This window comes from Pontitalea aquivivens, from assembly GCF_046507575.1.
Lineage (GTDB): Bacteria > Pseudomonadota > Alphaproteobacteria > Rhodobacterales > Rhodobacteraceae > Pontitalea > Pontitalea aquivivens.
On sequence record NZ_JBKFEY010000011.1, the window covers coordinates 1 to 15,797 of the forward strand.

General features: G+C 65.8%; 14 protein-coding genes and 1 tRNA gene. 5 read left to right on the forward strand and 10 right to left on the reverse strand.

All coding sequences use genetic code 11. The annotated features are described in order from the left end of the window. Positions 1 to 207: 207 nt before the first annotated feature. Genes ACK8OU_RS12400 through tsaD form a run of 4 tightly spaced genes read right to left on the reverse strand, consistent with a single transcriptional unit; the run spans position 208 to position 2,946 of the window. Complete coding sequence (locus ACK8OU_RS12400; protein ID WP_410303815.1) at positions 208 to 627, reverse strand: EVE domain-containing protein; 420 nt, start codon at positions 625 to 627, stop codon at positions 208 to 210. After that, complete coding sequence (locus tag ACK8OU_RS12405) at positions 627 to 896, reverse strand: YciI family protein (protein ID WP_410303732.1); 270 nt, start codon at positions 894 to 896, stop codon at positions 627 to 629. Before ACK8OU_RS12405 ends, ACK8OU_RS12400 begins: the two co-directional genes overlap by 1 nt. A gap of 2 nt (positions 897 to 898) precedes the next feature. After that, the gene (locus tag ACK8OU_RS12410; RefSeq protein ID WP_410303733.1) at positions 899 to 1,855 is read right to left on the reverse strand and encodes an NAD(P)H-dependent glycerol-3-phosphate dehydrogenase; all 957 of its coding nucleotides are present in this window, start codon (positions 1,853 to 1,855) and stop codon (positions 899 to 901) included. Beyond that, a complete protein-coding gene (gene tsaD / locus ACK8OU_RS12415) occupies positions 1,852 to 2,946 on the reverse strand; it encodes a tRNA (adenosine(37)-N6)-threonylcarbamoyltransferase complex transferase subunit TsaD (RefSeq protein WP_410303734.1) in 1,095 nt (364 codons plus the stop codon). The genes ACK8OU_RS12410 and tsaD overlap by 4 nt, the downstream gene beginning before the upstream one ends. 72 nt (positions 2,947 to 3,018) lie before the next feature. Between tsaD and ACK8OU_RS12420 the strand changes: the two genes are divergently transcribed. The 4 genes from ACK8OU_RS12420 to ACK8OU_RS12435 all read left to right on the forward strand — a co-directional run bounded on the left by ACK8OU_RS12420 (position 3,019) and on the right by ACK8OU_RS12435 (position 6,590). Continuing rightward, entirely contained in the window at positions 3,019 to 3,732 is a 714-nt protein-coding gene (locus ACK8OU_RS12420) for a uroporphyrinogen-III synthase (RefSeq protein ID WP_410303735.1), read from the forward strand. 65 nt (positions 3,733 to 3,797) lie between these two features. Next, positions 3,798 to 4,952 (forward strand): COG4223 family protein, encoded by a 1,155-nt coding sequence (locus tag ACK8OU_RS12425; RefSeq protein ID WP_410303736.1) that lies wholly within the window; start codon positions 3,798 to 3,800, stop codon positions 4,950 to 4,952. A 10-nt stretch (positions 4,953 to 4,962) separates the two neighbouring features. Beyond that, complete coding sequence (locus tag ACK8OU_RS12430; protein ID WP_410303737.1) at positions 4,963 to 6,471, forward strand: heme biosynthesis protein HemY; 1,509 nt, start codon at positions 4,963 to 4,965, stop codon at positions 6,469 to 6,471. Positions 6,472 to 6,514: 43 nt separating this feature from the next. Further along, a tRNA-Thr gene (locus tag ACK8OU_RS12435) sits at positions 6,515 to 6,590 on the forward strand. Between the two features lie 156 nt (positions 6,591 to 6,746). Here ACK8OU_RS12435 and ACK8OU_RS12440 read toward each other — a convergent pair. After that, entirely contained in the window at positions 6,747 to 7,637 is an 891-nt protein-coding gene (locus tag ACK8OU_RS12440; protein ID WP_410303738.1) for a universal stress protein, read from the reverse strand. A 333-nt stretch (positions 7,638 to 7,970) separates the two neighbouring features. Here ACK8OU_RS12440 and ACK8OU_RS12445 point away from each other — a divergent pair, with 333 nt between their 5' ends. Beyond that, positions 7,971 to 10,571, forward strand: coding sequence for an HAD-IC family P-type ATPase (locus tag ACK8OU_RS12445; protein ID WP_410303739.1), 2,601 nt, complete (start codon positions 7,971 to 7,973; stop codon positions 10,569 to 10,571). Between the two features lie 84 nt (positions 10,572 to 10,655). On the opposite strand, the gene ACK8OU_RS12450 is transcribed toward ACK8OU_RS12445, so the two are convergent. The 5 genes from ACK8OU_RS12450 to ACK8OU_RS12470 all read right to left on the reverse strand — a co-directional run bounded on the left by ACK8OU_RS12450 (position 10,656) and on the right by ACK8OU_RS12470 (position 15,727). Next, positions 10,656 to 11,150, reverse strand: coding sequence for a DUF2478 domain-containing protein (locus tag ACK8OU_RS12450; RefSeq protein WP_410303740.1), 495 nt, complete (start codon positions 11,148 to 11,150; stop codon positions 10,656 to 10,658). Then, positions 11,147 to 11,638: a cyclic pyranopterin monophosphate synthase MoaC gene (gene moaC, locus ACK8OU_RS12455; RefSeq protein WP_410303741.1), complete on the reverse strand. Its 492-nt coding sequence runs from the start codon at positions 11,636 to 11,638 to the stop codon at positions 11,147 to 11,149. The genes ACK8OU_RS12450 and moaC overlap by 4 nt, the downstream gene beginning before the upstream one ends. Before the next feature lies 1 nt (position 11,639). After that, the gene (moaD, locus tag ACK8OU_RS12460; RefSeq protein ID WP_410303816.1) at positions 11,640 to 11,885 is read right to left on the reverse strand and encodes a molybdopterin converting factor subunit 1; all 246 of its coding nucleotides are present in this window, start codon (positions 11,883 to 11,885) and stop codon (positions 11,640 to 11,642) included. An 11-nt stretch (positions 11,886 to 11,896) separates the two neighbouring features. Next, positions 11,897 to 12,946, reverse strand: a complete 1,050-nt coding sequence (gene moaA / locus ACK8OU_RS12465) for a GTP 3',8-cyclase MoaA (protein WP_410303742.1) — start codon at positions 12,944 to 12,946, stop codon at positions 11,897 to 11,899. Positions 12,947 to 13,045: 99 nt separating this feature from the next. Beyond that, entirely contained in the window at positions 13,046 to 15,727 is a 2,682-nt protein-coding gene (locus ACK8OU_RS12470; RefSeq protein ID WP_410303743.1) for a molybdopterin-dependent oxidoreductase, read from the reverse strand. Positions 15,728 to 15,797: the final 70 nt, after the last annotated feature.

Sequence of the window (15,797 nt, forward strand, 5' to 3'; positions counted from 1 at the left end):
ACAGTTACCGGAAGATTAATTATAAATATCAGATTTCATTGAATTTTTATGATCGTATCTCTTGAACCGGGCCGCCGGTGGCGGTATCCCTGTGTTTACCGGCCAGGATGGCCAGGTCCTCAGAACAGGTTCATGTGTGGTGCGTAGGGGTGCACATGGGGTGAAGGAGGGTCCTGGCGGGGGTGCCGGGGCCCTCCTGATTATGGGTCAGGGTTCGATGCCGCCCAGTTCGCAGATCATGCGCCATTCTTCTTCAGTCACCGGCTGCACCGACAGACGCATCGATTTGACCAGGGCCATCTCTTGCAACCGGGGATCGTCCTTCACTTCGGCCAGGGTTACTGGGCGCTTCAGCGGACGGACCGCGCGAATATCGACGCAATCCCAGCGCGGATCATCGGTGGTGCTGTCGGGATGGCTTTCCGCGCAGACCTCGACGATGCCGACGATCTCTTTTCCGATGTTGGAATGGTAAAAGAACCCCTGATCGCCGATCTTCATCGCACGCATGTTGTTGCGCGCCTGATAGTTGCGCACGCCATGCCATTCCTCGCCCACGTCGCCCTTGGCGACCTGCATGTCCCAGGACCAGACGTCCGGTTCAGATTTGAACAGCCACTTCGCCATCAGCCAATCACCTTTTTCCATTCGGTGACGGTCACGGTTTCAAACAACCCCGCTGCGGCATAGGGGTCATTGGCGGCCCAGTCCCGCGCAGCCTGCAGGCTATCGGCCTCAACGATGACCAGTGAACCGCACATCTGGCCCTCTTCCAGGAAGGGGCCGGCCATGCGGACAATGCCGGTCTGTTCGATATGGGCCAGATGCGCGGCGCGGGTATCCAGGCGGGTCTGCAGGTGACCCGGCTTATCGCGGCAAATGATGGCGTAAAGCATGTTCATTCCTCTTTCAGGGGACGGGACAGCAAGGCCTGCGTGGCCTTTTCAACGGTGATACGGTGATCGACCAACGCCGCGACCATGGCGGCGATGGGCATGTCCACGCCCAGATCGGCGGCAAGCGCGGTCACCGCCTTTGATGTCGCGGCACCTTCAACGGTGGTTGCGGTGTCAAACGCCTCGCCCGCGCCCAGCGCATGGCCATAGCGGAAGTTGCGCGACTGCATCGATGTGCAGGTCAGCACCAGATCGCCCAAGCCGGAAAGACCGGCCAGCGTTTCGGCGCGCGCGCCCAGCGCGGTGGCCAGGCGGTTCATTTCGGCAAAGCCGCGGGTCATCAGCGCGGCGCGCGCGGAATCGCCCAGACCGGCGCCGATCACGACGCCCGCGGCAATCGCCACGACATTCTTCAGCGCCCCGCCCAGTTCCGCCCCAATGGTATCGGCGCTGCGATACAGCCGCAGCGACGGTGTGGCTAGTTGCGCCTGCAGATCGGCAGCATCGTCGCGGCAGGCCAGCGTCAGCGCCGTTGGCAGGCCGCGCGCGATATCGGCGGCAAAGCTTGGCCCGGTCAGGATGGCTGCGCGCGCATCGGGACAGGCGTGGCGGATCAGCGCGGTGGGACCCTGGCCGGTCACCAGGTCGATGCCCTTGGAACAGGCCACGATCGTCTTGCCTTGCAACAGGGGCGCATGGCTGCCCAGAAAGCCCGCCATCCGCTGCATCGGCATTGCCAGCAAGATCACCTCGGCCGTGCTGGCCTGCGTGATTTCCGCTGTGACAGAGACGTTTTCGGGCAGATGCACACCGGGCAGACGCGCGGTGTTTTCCCGGCGTCGCGCAATGGCGGCGGCCTGTGCCGCATCGCGCGCCCAAAGCGTAACCGGCCCGTTCTGCGCCAGCGCCACCGCCAGCGCCGTGCCGAAGGCGCCCGATCCCAGGATTGCGATGGTCATGCCTTTGCCCCCTTCTTGCCTGACCCCAACAGCGCCGGCGCGCTTTGGTCCAGTGGCCAGCGCGGTCGGGCGGACAGGTCCATCCCGTCGCTATGGCCCAGACGGAACCGCTCGATCCCCGCCCAGGCGATCATGGCTGCATTGTCGGTGCACAGGGCCAGCGGCGGCGCGATGAACCGTGCCCCGGCCCGCGCCGCGACCGTTTCCAGCGCGGCCCGGATCGCCTGGTTGGCCGCAACCCCCCCGGCCACGGCAAAGGCCGGATGGGCGGGGGCCAGCGCCAGATACTCGGCCAGCGCGCGGCGCGATTTCTCGGCCAGCACATCGCGCACGGCGGCCTGAAAGCCTGCGCAAAGGTCGGATCGGGTGGTGCGGGGAAGGCCGCCATGATCGGCAATCGCGGCATCGCGGGCCCGCAGCAGCGCGGTTTTCAGCCCCGAAAACGACATGTCGCATCCCGCCCGGTCCAGCAGGGGGCGCGGAAAGGCAAAACGCGCGGCATCGCCCAGGGCGGCCTCGGCCTCGACAGCCGGGCCGCCGGGTTGTGACAGGCCCAGCAGCTTGGCGGTCTTGTCAAAGGCTTCGCCGGGGGCATCGTCGATGGTGCCGCCAAGCCGGGTGAATTCCTCGGGGCCGTGGGCGATCAGGAACTGGCAATGCCCGCCCGACACCAGCAGCATCAGATAGGGAAATGCCAGATCATCGGTCAGGCGCGGCGTCAGCGCATGGCCCGCCAGATGGTTCACCCCCACCAGCGGCAATCCGGCCCCGGCGGCGATGCCCTTGGCGCACATCACGCCCGCCATCACCCCGCCGATCAGCCCCGGCCCCGCGGTCACCGCGATGCCATCCAGATCGGCAAATCCGACGCCTGCACGGTTCATCGCCTCTTCGACGCAAAGATCCAGCTTTTCGGCATGGGCGCGCGCGGCGATTTCGGGGACGACGCCGCCAAAGGCGGCATGCAGCGCCGTTTGCCCGGCGACGACCGAGGCAAGGATAGACGTTCCCGCCGGGCCCGCGCGAACGACCGCGGCGGCGGTATCGTCGCAACTTGATTCGATGCCAAGAAAGGTCAGGGTTTTGGTCATGCCGGTCCGGTTGCGTAGGGTGCCCAACGCAGGTAACACCGGGGCATGGATCGCACAATCCCGGGGGTGCCCATGCCTGATACACGCCCCAGCCTTCTTCTGACCCGGCCAGAGCCTGCGTCCAGGCGATTCGCGGCGGCCTTCCGGGCACGGTTCGGGGCGGATTGGCCGATCACGATCTCACCCCTGATCGCGATTGCGGCGCTGGCCCCGCCCGTTCCGGCGGCGGATGCGGTGATCTTCACCTCGGAAAACGCGGTTGCGCCTTTTGTCGCACTGTCACCGGTGGCGGGCCGGCTGGCCTGGTGTGTGGGCGACCGAACCGCGCAGGCCGCCCGCGCCGCCGGGTTTCGCACACGGGCGGGCCCGGGCGATGCGGCCCGGCTGGTGCCGATGATCGTTGCCGGCCATGAAGGGGGACGGCTGATCCATGCGCGCGGGCGCCACGTTGCCGCCGACATCGCTTCAGAGCTTTCCAGCGCCGGACTGAACGCCGTGGACGCCATTGTTTATGAACAACGTGATCTGGCACTTGATGCGGATGCGCGGGCGCTGCTGGCCGGGCCGTCGCCGGTTCTGGTGCCCCTTTTCTCGCCCCGCAGTGCGGCGCTGTTTGCGCAGCAGGCGCAGGATACACGCGCGCCCCTGTTGTTGGCCCCGATCAGCGCGGCAGCTGCACGGTCCTGTTCGGGGCTGAACGCCCGGGTTGAAATTGCGCGGGAACCCGCCGCCGGGGCGGTGCTGGATGCGCTTGGGCGGCTGATTGCCTCGGTCGATGCGGGTTGAGCGTATCGGCCGCGCTCATTAGACTGAAGCGCGGGTCCTGACCCGCACCTGGAAGGAGGAACATCGTGGCCACGCAGAAAACCCCGACGCCGGAAGCGGAGGAGGCCCCTTCCAAGACCGAAACCCTTTCCGCGCCATCCCCGGTACCCGCCGACGCGCCAGAGCCCGTACCAGAGACAGGGGCCGTCGCCGCCGATGCGGGGGCGGGCGTTGCGCAACAGGTACCAACCGCCCCGGCGCCGCGGCGGCGCGGTGGCTTCCTGCCGCTGGTGCTTGGCGGTGTGGTGGCTGCGGGGATCGGGGCTGCTGGCACGATCTACCTGTTGCCGCGCATCCCGCCCGAATGGCTGCCGGTCCAGCCGCAGGCGGGCGCCGATGCCGCTGCGTTGCGGGCGGCGCTGGCGGATCAGGCCACACGCCTTGACGTGCTGGGCGCGGATCTGGCGGCCTTGAAGGCCGCGGAACCGCCTGCCCCTGATTTGTCAGCGATGGAAAGCGCGCTTGCCGGGCTTGAAACGCGGCTGGCCGCGCTTGAAACGCGCCCCGTGGCCCAGGCGGATCCGGCTGCGCTGGATGATCTGCGCCGCGACCTGGATGCGGTGCGTACCCGCCTGTCCGAGATTGCGGGCGCCGGAACGCTGGCACAGGATCAGATCGCCGCCGCGGCCCAGGCGGCCGCCGACCGGATAACCCAGGCCGAGGCCGAGGCGCAGCGCCTGCGCGCCGAGGCTGATGCGGCGGCCCGGCGCGCAATGGCGCAGGCGGGGCTTGCCCGGCTGGTTGCGGCGCTGGACAGCGGCTTGCCGCAGGGTCCGGCGCTGGCCGATCTGCAGGCGGCGGGCGTTACCGTCCCGCCCGAGGTTCTGGCCGACGTGCCAAGCCTTCCCGCGCTGCGCGAAGCCTTTCCCGTTGCGGCGCGCGCGGCCCTGTCCGCCTCACGCCGGGCGCTTGCCGATGGCAATGCGCTGGATCGCATCGGCGCCTTCCTGATGGCGCAGACCGGCGCCCGGTCCCTGGCGCCGAAAGAGGGGAACGATCCCGATGCCGTGCTGTCGCGTGCCGAGGCGGCCGTGGCGGCCGGCGATCTTGCGGCTGCGCTGGGTGAACTTTCGGCCCTGCCCGCCGAAGGTCAGGCCGAAATGGCCGTCTGGATCGAAATGGCACAACGCAGCATGGCCGCCAAGGACGCGCTGGGCGCCCTGTCGCAGACCCTGAACTGAGGAGACAGAGATGATCTGGTCTTTCATCAAGATCGCCCTGTTCCTGACGCTGGTTGCGGGGATCACGCTGGGCGCGGCCCATCTGGCCGAAACCGGCGAAGGCATCCGCCTGGCGGTCGCGGGGATGGAATTCACCCTGGGCCCGCTGCAGTCGATCGTCGCGGCCGTGGTGGCTTTTGTCGCGGTCTGGCTGGTGATCCGGCTGGTGGGGTTTCTGGTGGCGCTGCTGCGCTTCGTCACGGGGGATGAAACCGCGATCAGTCGTTATTTCGACCGCAACCGCGAGCGTAAGGGCTATGAGGCGCTGGCCGAAGGGATGTTGGCCGTCGCTTCGGGCGAAGGGCGGCTGGCGCTGTCCAAGGCGGCGCGGGCGGAACGGTTCCTGGCACGGCCGGAACTGACCAACCTGCTGACGGCGCAGGCCGCCGAGGCCGCGGGCGATCACAAGAAGGCGATAGATGTCTACAAACGCCTTCTGGGTGATGACCGCACCCGGTTTGTGGGGGTGCGCGGGCTTATGCGCCAGAAGCTGGCCGAGGGTGATACCGACACCGCGATGAAGCTGGCGCAAAAGGCATTCGCGCTGAAACCGCGCCATGAAGAGGTGCAGGATGTCCTGCTGAAGCTGCAGGCGCAAAAGGGCGATTGGTCCGGCGCGCGCGGTGTGCTGTCGGCCAAGCTGCGGCAGGGTCTTTTGCCGCGTGACGTGCACCGGCGCCGCGATGCCGTTCTGGCCCTGCAAGAGGCCAAAGGCGTGCTGGATCAGGGTGCCAGCGTCGAGGCGCGCGAAGCGGCGATCGCGGCCAACAAATCCTCGCCGGATCTTATTCCCGCTGCGGTGATGGCCGCCCGCGCCTATATCGACAAGGGCAATGCCAAACACGCCGCGCGCGTTTTGCAAAAGGCATGGGAGGCACAGCCCCACCCCGATCTGGCCTCGGCCTATGCCGAAATCGCGCCGCAAGAGGCCGCGGCAGATCGGCTGAAACGTTTTGCCCCCTTGCTTGCCCTGCGGCCCGATCATGAAGAAACACGCCTGCTGCGGGCTGAACTGCACATCGCCGCCGAAGATTTCCCGGCTGCCCGGCGTGCCCTTGGCGATCTGGTCGAGGTACATCCGACACAGCGCGCCCTGGCGATCATGGCGGCGGTGGAACGGGGCGAGGGCGCCGATGACGCTGTGGTGCGTGGCTGGCTTGCGCGCGCGCTGACGGCGAATCGCGGCCCGCAATGGTGCTGTGACAAGTGCCACAACATTCAGGCCCAATGGGCCCCGGTCTGCGACAATTGCGGTGGGTTTGACACGCTGTCCTGGCGTGAGCCGCCGCATGCCGCCGGCAGCACCCTGCCGCATGGCGCCGAGATGCTGCCCCTGATCGTCGGCGATCCGACCCCGCCAGCGACGGCATCCGCCCCAGCTGTGCCCGATGACCAGATCCCTGATGCCGAACTGGCCCGGGATCCAACGGCAACCCCCGATGCGGTTCTGGCCGCCCGTGGGGTCGAACGCGAAAATTAGGGCTACACATCCCCGTGCGGGCATGCTAATCGCCCGCCACCGGGCCGGTGTAGCTCAGCTGGTAGAGCACGTCATTCGTAATGATGGGGTCGGGGGTTCGAGTCCCTTCACCGGCACCACCCCCCTTTCGGGGTTGGTGGACAGGTTTGAAAGTCACTGGGATTTTCTGTTCAGTGATCGTTGAGGGTCAGGTTTTGTCCCACAGGCCGCTTCCAGGTCATTTCGATGCATAGACGGCGATGCCGGATCGCCACGCTGCTGATCGGGTGCCAGACCTAACCCTGTGGGTTGCGGGGCGCGTCTGTCTTGGGCGCAGTGGGTGGCAGGGCCAGCACATCAACCGCCGAGGCGGCCAGGACCTTTTCGGTGACACTGCCCAGGACCATTCGCGCCAGCCCGCTTTTGCCACGGTTTGCGATGACGATCAGGTCGGCGTTCAACGCCTCGGCTGCCCTGTGGATTTCGTGCACGGTTGTCGTTTCGCCGTAGCGGACCACGGGTTCCGCCTGCATGAAGGCAAGATCGGCCATGAAGCGTGACAGATTGCGCCGCGCCGCGCCCTGCTGATCCGCCAGATGGCTGTCGCGGTCATCCTTTGGCATCGCCCCCGACATCGCCAGCCGCAGGGCGGGGGCGTCAAAGACATGCAGTATGGACCGGCGCGCATCCTGCCCCAGCGCCAGTGCGGCAAAGCGATGCAGCGCGCGTTTTGCGTCATTCGAAAGATCGGTGGTCAGCAGGATGTGCCGCCAGGGGGCGACCGGCGGGCCATTGACCATCAGCACCGGGCAATCCACCGACCGGATCACCCGCTCGGCCGTCGTGCCCAGAAAGGCATCCTTCAGGATATGGCGCCGGTGTGGCCCGATCACCAGCAGATCAGGCCTGCGGTTGTCCGCCGCCTGCACAATCCCGGAAAAGGGATCGGCCAGGACGATTTCCATTTCGCAGGAAATGCCATCGGCTGAGCGCAGCGACTGCGTCAGTTCGCGCATCAGCGTGCGCGCATCCACTGCCTCATGATCCACAATCCGGCGGGGGCGATCGTCATCGACCACATGCACAAGGTCCAGAACCGCCCCATGCGCACGCGCCAGCAGCACGGCGCGGCGCAGCGCCCTGTCCGACCGTTCGGAAAAATCCGTTGCCAACATGATGCGCTGCATGGTTTTCCTCCTGCTGGCCCCGTCAATGTGATCTGATCCGGCCATGACGTCTGATGGGTTGACCGAGGTCAAACATGATGAAGAATTCATAACGATACGACATCAAAATACCATCCATGTGGGTAATCGATGGCGAACAAACAATATCAGGCCGTGACGAGTGCAGCCGTGCGCCTGAAGGGCGCCGCCGCGACATTGCATCAAGCGGGGTGATCTGCGCGCTATGGACATCGGCAAGGCCTGGCTTGGCCGGGGAAGATCGCACCGAAATCCCTGCCGAGGGTCGTGAGCCCGCCTGACCACCCCATCCGACCGATCCCGAAGGAGAGCCAGATGATAGATGCCCATGCCCGCCCCGCCGCCGAATGCCTGGCCGGCCTGGACGCCCGCCCCGATGGCCTGACCGGGGCCGAGGCGGATCGGCGTCTGTCCCGGCATGGCCCGAACCGCCTGCCCGAGGCCCATGCGCGCGGCCCTGTGCTGCGCTTTGTGGCGCAGTTCAACAACGTGCTGATCTATGTGCTGCTGGGCGCGGCGCTGGTCACGGGCGCCTTGCAGCACTGGATCGACACCGGGGTCATTCTGGCGGTGGTTCTGGCCAATGCGGTGATCGGCTTTATCCAGGAGGGCAAGGCCGAAACCGCGATGGCGGCGATCCGCAACATGCTGGCCCCACGCGCGACCGTTCTGCGCGACGGGCGGCGCCAGAGCGTCGAGGGCGCGGTGATCGTGCCTGGCGACATCGTCTTGCTGGAGGCGGGCGACAAGGTGCCCGCCGATCTGCGCGTTCTGGACGCACGCGGGCTGGCCGCACAAGAGGCGATCCTGACGGGCGAATCCGTCCCGGTGGAAAAGGGCGTGACGCCGGTCAGCCCGGATGCCCCGCTTGGCGATCGCCGGTCGATGCTTTGGTCCGGGACATTGGTTACCAAGGGAACGGCGCGGGGGCTGGTCGTTGCCACCGGCCGCGCCACCGAGATCGGGCGCATCGGCGGGCTTCTGGCAGGGGTTGAACAGCTGACCACCCCGCTGATCGCACAGATGGATCATTTCGCGCGCTGGTTGTCGTTCCTGATCCTGCTGGCCGGGGTGCTGCTGCTTGCCTGGGGCTATTTTGTCGGCCATCAGGATTTCTCGGATCTGTTCATGACGGTGGTGGCCATCGCGGTTTCGGCCATCCCCGAAGGATTGCCCGCGGTGATGACCATCACCCTGGCCATCGGCGTGCAGGCCATGGCCAGCCGCCATGCCATCGTGCGCCGCCTGCCCGCGATCGAGGCGATCGGCTCGGTCTCGGTCATCTGCACCGACAAGACCGGCACCCTGACCCGCAATGAAATGGTCGTCGTGGCCGCTGACACGCCGCAGGGCCGTTTCACCATCGCCGGCGAGGGCTATGCCCCGCAGGGCAAGGTCACGCCGGCAGGCGATCTGACGCGTCTGGCGCGCGCCGCGGCGCGGTGCAACGATGCGGCGCTGGTCGATCGCGGTGGCACCTGGACCGTCGAGGGCGATCCGATGGAAGGCGCGCTGCTGGCCTTTGCGGGCAAGATCGCGATCCCCCGCGATGGCCTGCGCCTGGATGCCATTCCCTTCGACAGTCGCCACCGTTTCATGGCCGTGCTGACCGAAACGGCGGATGGCCGCTGGACCCATGTCAAGGGCGCGCCCGAACGCGTGCTGCGCATGTGCCGCGATCTTGATCCTGACCACTGGCATGACCGGGCCGAGGCGATGGCGCGACGCGGTCTGCGGGTGCTTGCGCTGGCCGAACGGGCCGAGGCGGGCGTGGAAATCACCGAAGACACGCTTGACGGCAGCCTGACCTTTCTGGGCCTTGTCGGGCTGATCGACCCACCCCGCCCCGAGGCGATTGCCGCCGTGGCCGAATGTCGTGCGGCGGGCATCCGGGTAAAGATGATCACCGGCGATCACGCGGGCACCGCCGCCGCCATCGCCGCGCAGATCGGGCTGAAAAACACCCGCGCCGTTCTGACCGGCGCAGATCTGGACAAGCTGGATGACGCGCAACTTGCGCTTGAGGTGACCTCGGTCGACATTTTTGCCCGCACAAGCCCCGAAGACAAACTGCGTCTTGTGACCGCGATGCAGGCCAATGGCCTGTCGGTTGCGATGACCGGCGATGGCGTGAATGATGCGCCCGCGCTGAAACGCGCCGATGCGGGCATCGCCATGGGGCTGAAAGGGTCCGAAGCGGCCAAGGAGGCGGCCGATCTGGTGCTGGCGGATGACAATTTCGCCTCGATCGCGGCGGCGGTGCGCGAAGGCCGGACGGTCTATGACAACCTCAAGAAGGTGATCAGCTGGACCCTGCCCACCAATGCAGGCGAAAGCTTTGTCATCATCGTCGCACTGATGGCGGGGATGGCGCTGCCGATGTCGGCGGTGCAGATCCTGTGGGTCAATCTGATTACCGGCATCACCCTTGGCATCGCCCTGGCCTTTGAGCCGACCGAGACCGGCACCATGCGCCGCCCGCCGCGCCCGCGCGACGCACCGATTCTGTCGGGCGGTCTGGTCTGGCATGTGGTTCTGGTGGCGCTGTTGTTCCTTGCGGCGGTGTTCGCCATCTTCAGCTATGCCATCGACAGGGGGTATCCGCTTGCTCTGGCGCAGACGATGGCGATGAACACCCTGGTCGTGCTGGAAATTTTCCATCTGTTCTTCATCCGCAACATTCACGGCACCTCACTGACATGGGCGGCGGCGCGCGGGACGAAGGTGGTCTGGACGGTGGTGACCGCCGTTACGGCCGCGCAATTCGCGGTGACCTATCTGCCGCCCTTGCAGGCGATTTTGGGCACACGGCCCGTTCCATTCACCGATGGCGTGCTGATCGTTGCAATCGGGGTCGCCTTCTTTGCGATCATCGAGATAGAAAAGCAGATCCGGCTTGGCCTGAGACGGCGTTGATCGCCATTGCCGGGCCACGCGCGTGGGTCCTTCTGCCGGCCACCTGACCGCAGGATCGGGTGGGGGCCGTTTGGCCCCGGAAAATCAGTGCGCCTTGAACCAGTGGACAATCCCGGCCGGGTCGGGCGGTAAGGCCTGGGCGAGACCGCCGGAAAATTCCTGGAAGGCGGGCAGGTTCAGCGCATTCACCCCGACCAGGACCGGAATCCCGCGATCCAGCGCCTCGGCGATCAGGGCGGAAAGGCCGCGGCCTTCCGTTTCGCGTTTCCCGAACTTGTTGACGATCAGCAGATCGGCCCCGTCCAGCCGCTGTTCGACCTGTTGCACGGTCTGTTCCAGCGCACCTGAATCAAGCCGGCATCCGCGGGCAAGATCGCCCCGGTCCTCGCTGATGCGGATCACCGGACCATCGGGCAGGATACGCAGGTCCATGTCGCATTTTGCCCGCCCCGGCCGGGTGGTGTTGGTCTGAACGGTGCCGCACAGGCGCAGGCCCTCGGCGGCAAGCAATTCGGTGGCCTGGGCAATCAACGCATCCGTGCGCCCGCGGCCCTGAAGGGTGACATAGCCAAGTTTCATCGCGCGGTCCCCGACCCTGTTGCGGCATAGCGGCCCGATTTCCCGCCTTCTTTCAAGGCAAGATGAACCCCTTCGATGCGCATTCCCTTTTCCGCGGCCTTGAGCATGTCATAGATCGTCAGGGCGGCAACCGTGGCGGCGGTCAGGGCCTCCATCTCAACGCCGGTATTGCCGTGGGTGCGCACCGTCGCGCGGATACGCACGCCGGGCAAGGCGGTGTCGGGTGCGAAATCCACCGAAGCCTGTGTCAACGGCAGGGGGTGGCACAACGGGATCAGATCGGCGGTGCGCTTGGCGGCCATGATCCCCGCCAGCCGCGCGACGCCCAGCACATCGCCCTTGGCGGCGGTGCCCGCCAGCACCAGCACCAGCGTTTCCGGGGTCATGACAACGGATGCTTCGGCGATGGCAAGGCGGTCGGTGGGCGATTTGTCCGCCACATCGACCATATGCGCGTGCCCTTCGGCATTGAAATGGGTCAGGGTCATCCTAGCCCCCCGTCATCGGTGGAAAAAAGGCCACCTCGCGCACGCCGTCCAGCGGCGCCGTGGGGTCGGCCAGAACCTGATCAAGCGCCACACGGACCGCCGAGGGGTCGGCGAAGGCGGCGGCGTGGCGATCGCTGCGCTGCGCCAGTTCCGTGATCAGTTCGGCTGCGGTTGTCGCAGCTGTTTCAATCCGTTCGCGCGGTTCCGCGATGCGTTCGCGCAGCCAGGCGAAATACAGGACATCCAGGCTTTGCATCTTCAGCCTCCGGTGTGGTTCATCGTGCGGCGCATCGCGCCTGCGACGGTCTGGCGGGAATAGTCGAAATCATGGCCCGCCGGTTTCAGGCCGATGCCGGCGCGGATCGCTGTCTTCAGCACCGCCGGATCGTCGCTTTCGCGCAGAACGCCGCGCAGATCGCTGGCGCCTTCCTGGCCTAGGCAGGTGAACAGTTCGCCCGTGCAGCTAAGCCGCACCCGGTTGCAGCTTTCGCAAAAACTGTGGCTGAGCGGCGTGATGAAGCCGATCTTCTGGCCGGTTTCTTCCAGCCGGACATAGCGCGCGGGGCCGCCGGTGGTTTCGGCCAGATCGGTCAGGTGAAAGCGCGTGGCCAGCCGGGCGCGCAGGTCCGACAATGGCCAGAACTGATCCAGCCGTTCCTCGACTGCGGATTGGCCCATGGGCATCACCTCGATGAAGGTCAGATCGTGGCCTTCGGCGCCGCACCAATCCACCAACGGGAACAGCTCATTCTCGGTAAAGCCCTTCAGGGCGACGGTGTTGATCTTGACGCGCAGCCCCGCATCGCGGGCGGCCTTGATGCCATCCAGCACCGGGGCCAGCTGGCCGCGCCGGGTCAAAGAGGCGAATTTTTCAGGGTTCAGCGTATCCAGCGACACATTCACCCGCCGCACGCCGCAGGCCGCCAGTTCGGCGGCATGGCGCGCCAGCTGGCTGCCATTGGTGGTCAGCGTCAGTTCGCGCAGCGCGCCGCTGTCCAGGTGCCGCGACAGGCGACGAAAGAATTGCATGACATCGCGGCGCACCAGCGGTTCACCGCCGGTGACGCGCAACTTGGTCACGCCCAGGTCGATGAAGGCGGAACAGAGCCGGTCCATCTCTTCCAGGCTAAGCAAATCGCGCCGGGGCAGGAACTGCATCTTTTCCGACATGCAATAGGTGCAGCGGAAATCGCAGCGATCCGTGACCGAGACACGCAGATAGCCGACCTTGCGGCAAAAACGGTCCATCAGCGGGCCACAGGCGGGCCGATGGGGCCCGGTTGCAAAACTGCCTTGGTTCTGGATCATCTTGCATCTTTCTGTGCTGGCGCGCGGGCCCGAAGGGACGGGGCCCGCGCGCAAGGATGGCAGCCGGGGAAAAGGCCGGCTGCCATTCGGGGGCAGGGATCAGTTCACCGCGTCCGATGCGTTCTTCATCAGGAAGTCGGTGACCAGCGCCATTTCCGCATCATCCAGCCCCGCGCGCGGGAACATGGACGGCAGGATGCCTTTCCACTGCATCTGCGTGAAGCCGCCCGGATCGCGCGGGCCATGGCAGACGGTGCAGCGTTCGTAGAAGATCTTCTCGCCCGGCTCCATGCTGGCGTAAAGCGAGGCCACCAGGTCATAGATCCGGTCAAGTCCCAGCTTTTCGTCATCAACGGCAGCGACGGCCACATCTTCCAGGATCGGCGGCTTGTCATAGGCCATGTTCGGGCCTTCGGGGTCTTCGCATTTGCGCATGCTGACAAGGCAGGTGTTGGCCGTGGTCGCCTGGCTAAGCCCCGAGGACCGCTGCGTCGAGGTCAGGAAGTTCACCAGACCCGAGTTGCAGCGCCCCTTGCTGTCCAGTTGCGGCCAGCCCCCTTCATAGATCGAGACGACGCCGGGCATGATGTCATCGGACACCACCGCGCCTGCGATCACGGTGCCGCGATCATTGTACAACTCGACCAGATCGCCATCGGCAATCCCGCGCGCTTCGGCATCCTGACGGTTGACCCGCACCGGCTCGCGGCCCTGCACCATGTACAGATCGCGCAGCCGTTCCGAATTGCCCATCTGGCTGTGCAGGCGGAACCACGGGTGGGGGCTGACCACATGCAGCTGGCCTTCCCTGGCATTGCCCAGATATTCGTGCGGCTCAAGCCAGACCGGCATGCCGGGCATGTCCTCCAGCCCCATTTCGGCGATGGTGTCGCAGAACATCTCGATCTTGCCCGAACGGGTGTGCAGCGGCTTGGCTTCCGGGTCGGCGTAGAAATCGCCGTGGCGCACCCACTGCCGGGCCTCTTGCGGGGCTTTCTGCCAGGCGTAGCCTTTTTCCCAGAACTCCTCGAAGGGCGTATCCTGCGCCGCGGCCGTGCGGCCATAGGCGAATTTCAGGATGTCCATGTATTCGGGGAACTGGTCCCATTCGTGATAGGCCGAGGCCACGCCCAGCAGATCGGCCAGCGCGCCGAATATCTCGAAATCGTCGCGGCTTTCGCCGACCGGGTCGATCACCTTCTTCATCGCATAGATGCGGTCGTTCGAATAGGTGCCGCCAACCGAGATGTCATCGCGTTCCAGCGACGAGGTCGCGGGCAGCACGATATCGGCCCAACGCGTGGCTGCCGTCCACCAGACATCCTGGCTGACGATGGTTTCGACCCTTTGCAACGCGCGGATCAGCCGGTTCGTATCCTGCTGGTGCGACATGAAGTTGTTGCCGGAATTGTAGATCATCTTGACGTCAGGATAGACGCCCTTGTTGCCGTTATAGGTGAATTCCATGCCGGGGTTTTCCAGCATTTCGGTGATGCGCGAGGCCGGGCAGATGCCCTTGACCAGGTTCTTGCCCTGGCTAAGGCCCGCCGGTGTCGCCTTGCCCGATTGCGGCATGCCGCCGTTGCCGTAATGCCAGCTGAAGCCCACGCCTTCGCCCGGCTTGCCGATCTTGCCGGTCAGCGCGGCAAAGTTGACGATGGCCCAGTGGGTCAGTTCGCCGTGATGCGCGCGCTGCAGCGACCAGGCGCCCGCGATTTCGGTTTTCGAGGTGGCCAGCAGCTCGGCCAGTGCGCGGATCCTGTCGGCCGGGATGCCGGTGATGCCCGCTGCCCATTCCGGCGTTTTCGGCGTGCCGTCGGTGTCGCCCTTGACATAGGCGATCCACTTGTCGGACCCGACGGTGTATTTTTCCATGTAGGCGCGGTCTTCCAGACCCTTTTCCAGCACATGGAAGGCCATCGCGTTGAACAGGGCGACGTCGGTGTTGGGGATGATCTGCACCCATTCCGAACCAAAGAATTCATCCGAGGCTGTTTTCTGTGGGTTGATCGAGATGAACTTGCAGCCGTTGTCGCGGATCTGTTCCCAGGGCTGGTACATGCCGTGGTCGGCCACCGTATATTCCACGCGGTTGTTCTTGATCGGGTCGCAGCCGACCAGAACGAAGACCTCGGTGTTGTCACGGATGACTTCCCAGGCGGTCTGGGCGGAATAGACCTCCATATCGCCGATGACATGGGGCAGGCTGATCTGGCTGGCGCCGGCGGACCAGTCGCCCTGGGTGTTGGTGCAGCCGCCGATCAGGTTGAACAGGCGGCCCTGCAGCACGTTGGGGCGCATCAGGCCGGCGTGGCTCCAACCACCGTAGGACGACGAAAAGATCGCCGGGTTGCCATGGTCGGCCACGGTGTCCACGATCGCCTTCGCGGTCAGCTTCAGCGCGGTGTCCCAATCGACGCGGACATATTCTTCCTTGCCGCGCAGTTCGGGCCTGGTGTCGCCCGATTCCCAGCCTTCCAGATAGGATTTGCGGACCATCGGATAGTTGATCCGGGTCTTGTCATAGGTGCGGTCCAGCACGCCGAAACTAAGCATCTCGGTCGGGCGCTGATCCAGTTCCATCATCGGCGACAGGCCGACCAGCTTGCCATCGCGCACGACGGCCTCGAACGGGCCGTAGTGGGTGGCGTGGAAGATGCGGCCTGTATGCGAATTGGGGTCGATCGCGGCCAGCGCGGTGCTGCCCAGCAGGCTTCCGACGCCAAAGGCGGCGACGCCGCCCTGCAAAAAGGCGCGGCGGGTTGGGTTGGTAAACGACATCGTGGCCTCCGTAAGCTGCGCGTTCGAGGCGGTTTACCAATTTGGGCGGGGGCGCCCGTTGATGTCGCGC

Coding starts and splice junctions, on each gene's coding strand:
- ACK8OU_RS12450 (WP_410303740.1), bottom strand. CDS start 11,150: ATGAAACTTGGCTATGTCACCCTTCAGGGCCGCGGGCGCACGGATGCG.
- ACK8OU_RS12400 (WP_410303815.1), bottom strand. CDS start 627: ATGGCGAAGTGGCTGTTCAAATCTGAACCGGACGTCTGGTCCTGGGAC.
- tsaD (WP_410303734.1), bottom strand. CDS start 2,946: ATGACCAAAACCCTGACCTTTCTTGGCATCGAATCAAGTTGCGACGAT.
- moaA (WP_410303742.1), bottom strand. CDS start 12,946: ATGATCCAGAACCAAGGCAGTTTTGCAACCGGGCCCCATCGGCCCGCC.
- ACK8OU_RS12405 (WP_410303732.1), bottom strand. CDS start 896: ATGCTTTACGCCATCATTTGCCGCGATAAGCCGGGTCACCTGCAGACC.
- ACK8OU_RS12410 (WP_410303733.1), bottom strand. CDS start 1,855: ATGACCATCGCAATCCTGGGATCGGGCGCCTTCGGCACGGCGCTGGCG.
- ACK8OU_RS12470 (WP_410303743.1), bottom strand. CDS start 15,727: ATGTCGTTTACCAACCCAACCCGCCGCGCCTTTTTGCAGGGCGGCGTC.
- ACK8OU_RS12445 (WP_410303739.1), top strand. CDS start 7,971: ATGATAGATGCCCATGCCCGCCCCGCCGCCGAATGCCTGGCCGGCCTG.
- ACK8OU_RS12420 (WP_410303735.1), top strand. CDS start 3,019: ATGCCTGATACACGCCCCAGCCTTCTTCTGACCCGGCCAGAGCCTGCG.
- ACK8OU_RS12440 (WP_410303738.1), bottom strand. CDS start 7,637: ATGCAGCGCATCATGTTGGCAACGGATTTTTCCGAACGGTCGGACAGG.
- ACK8OU_RS12430 (WP_410303737.1), top strand. CDS start 4,963: ATGATCTGGTCTTTCATCAAGATCGCCCTGTTCCTGACGCTGGTTGCG.
- moaC (WP_410303741.1), bottom strand. CDS start 11,638: ATGACCCTGACCCATTTCAATGCCGAAGGGCACGCGCATATGGTCGAT.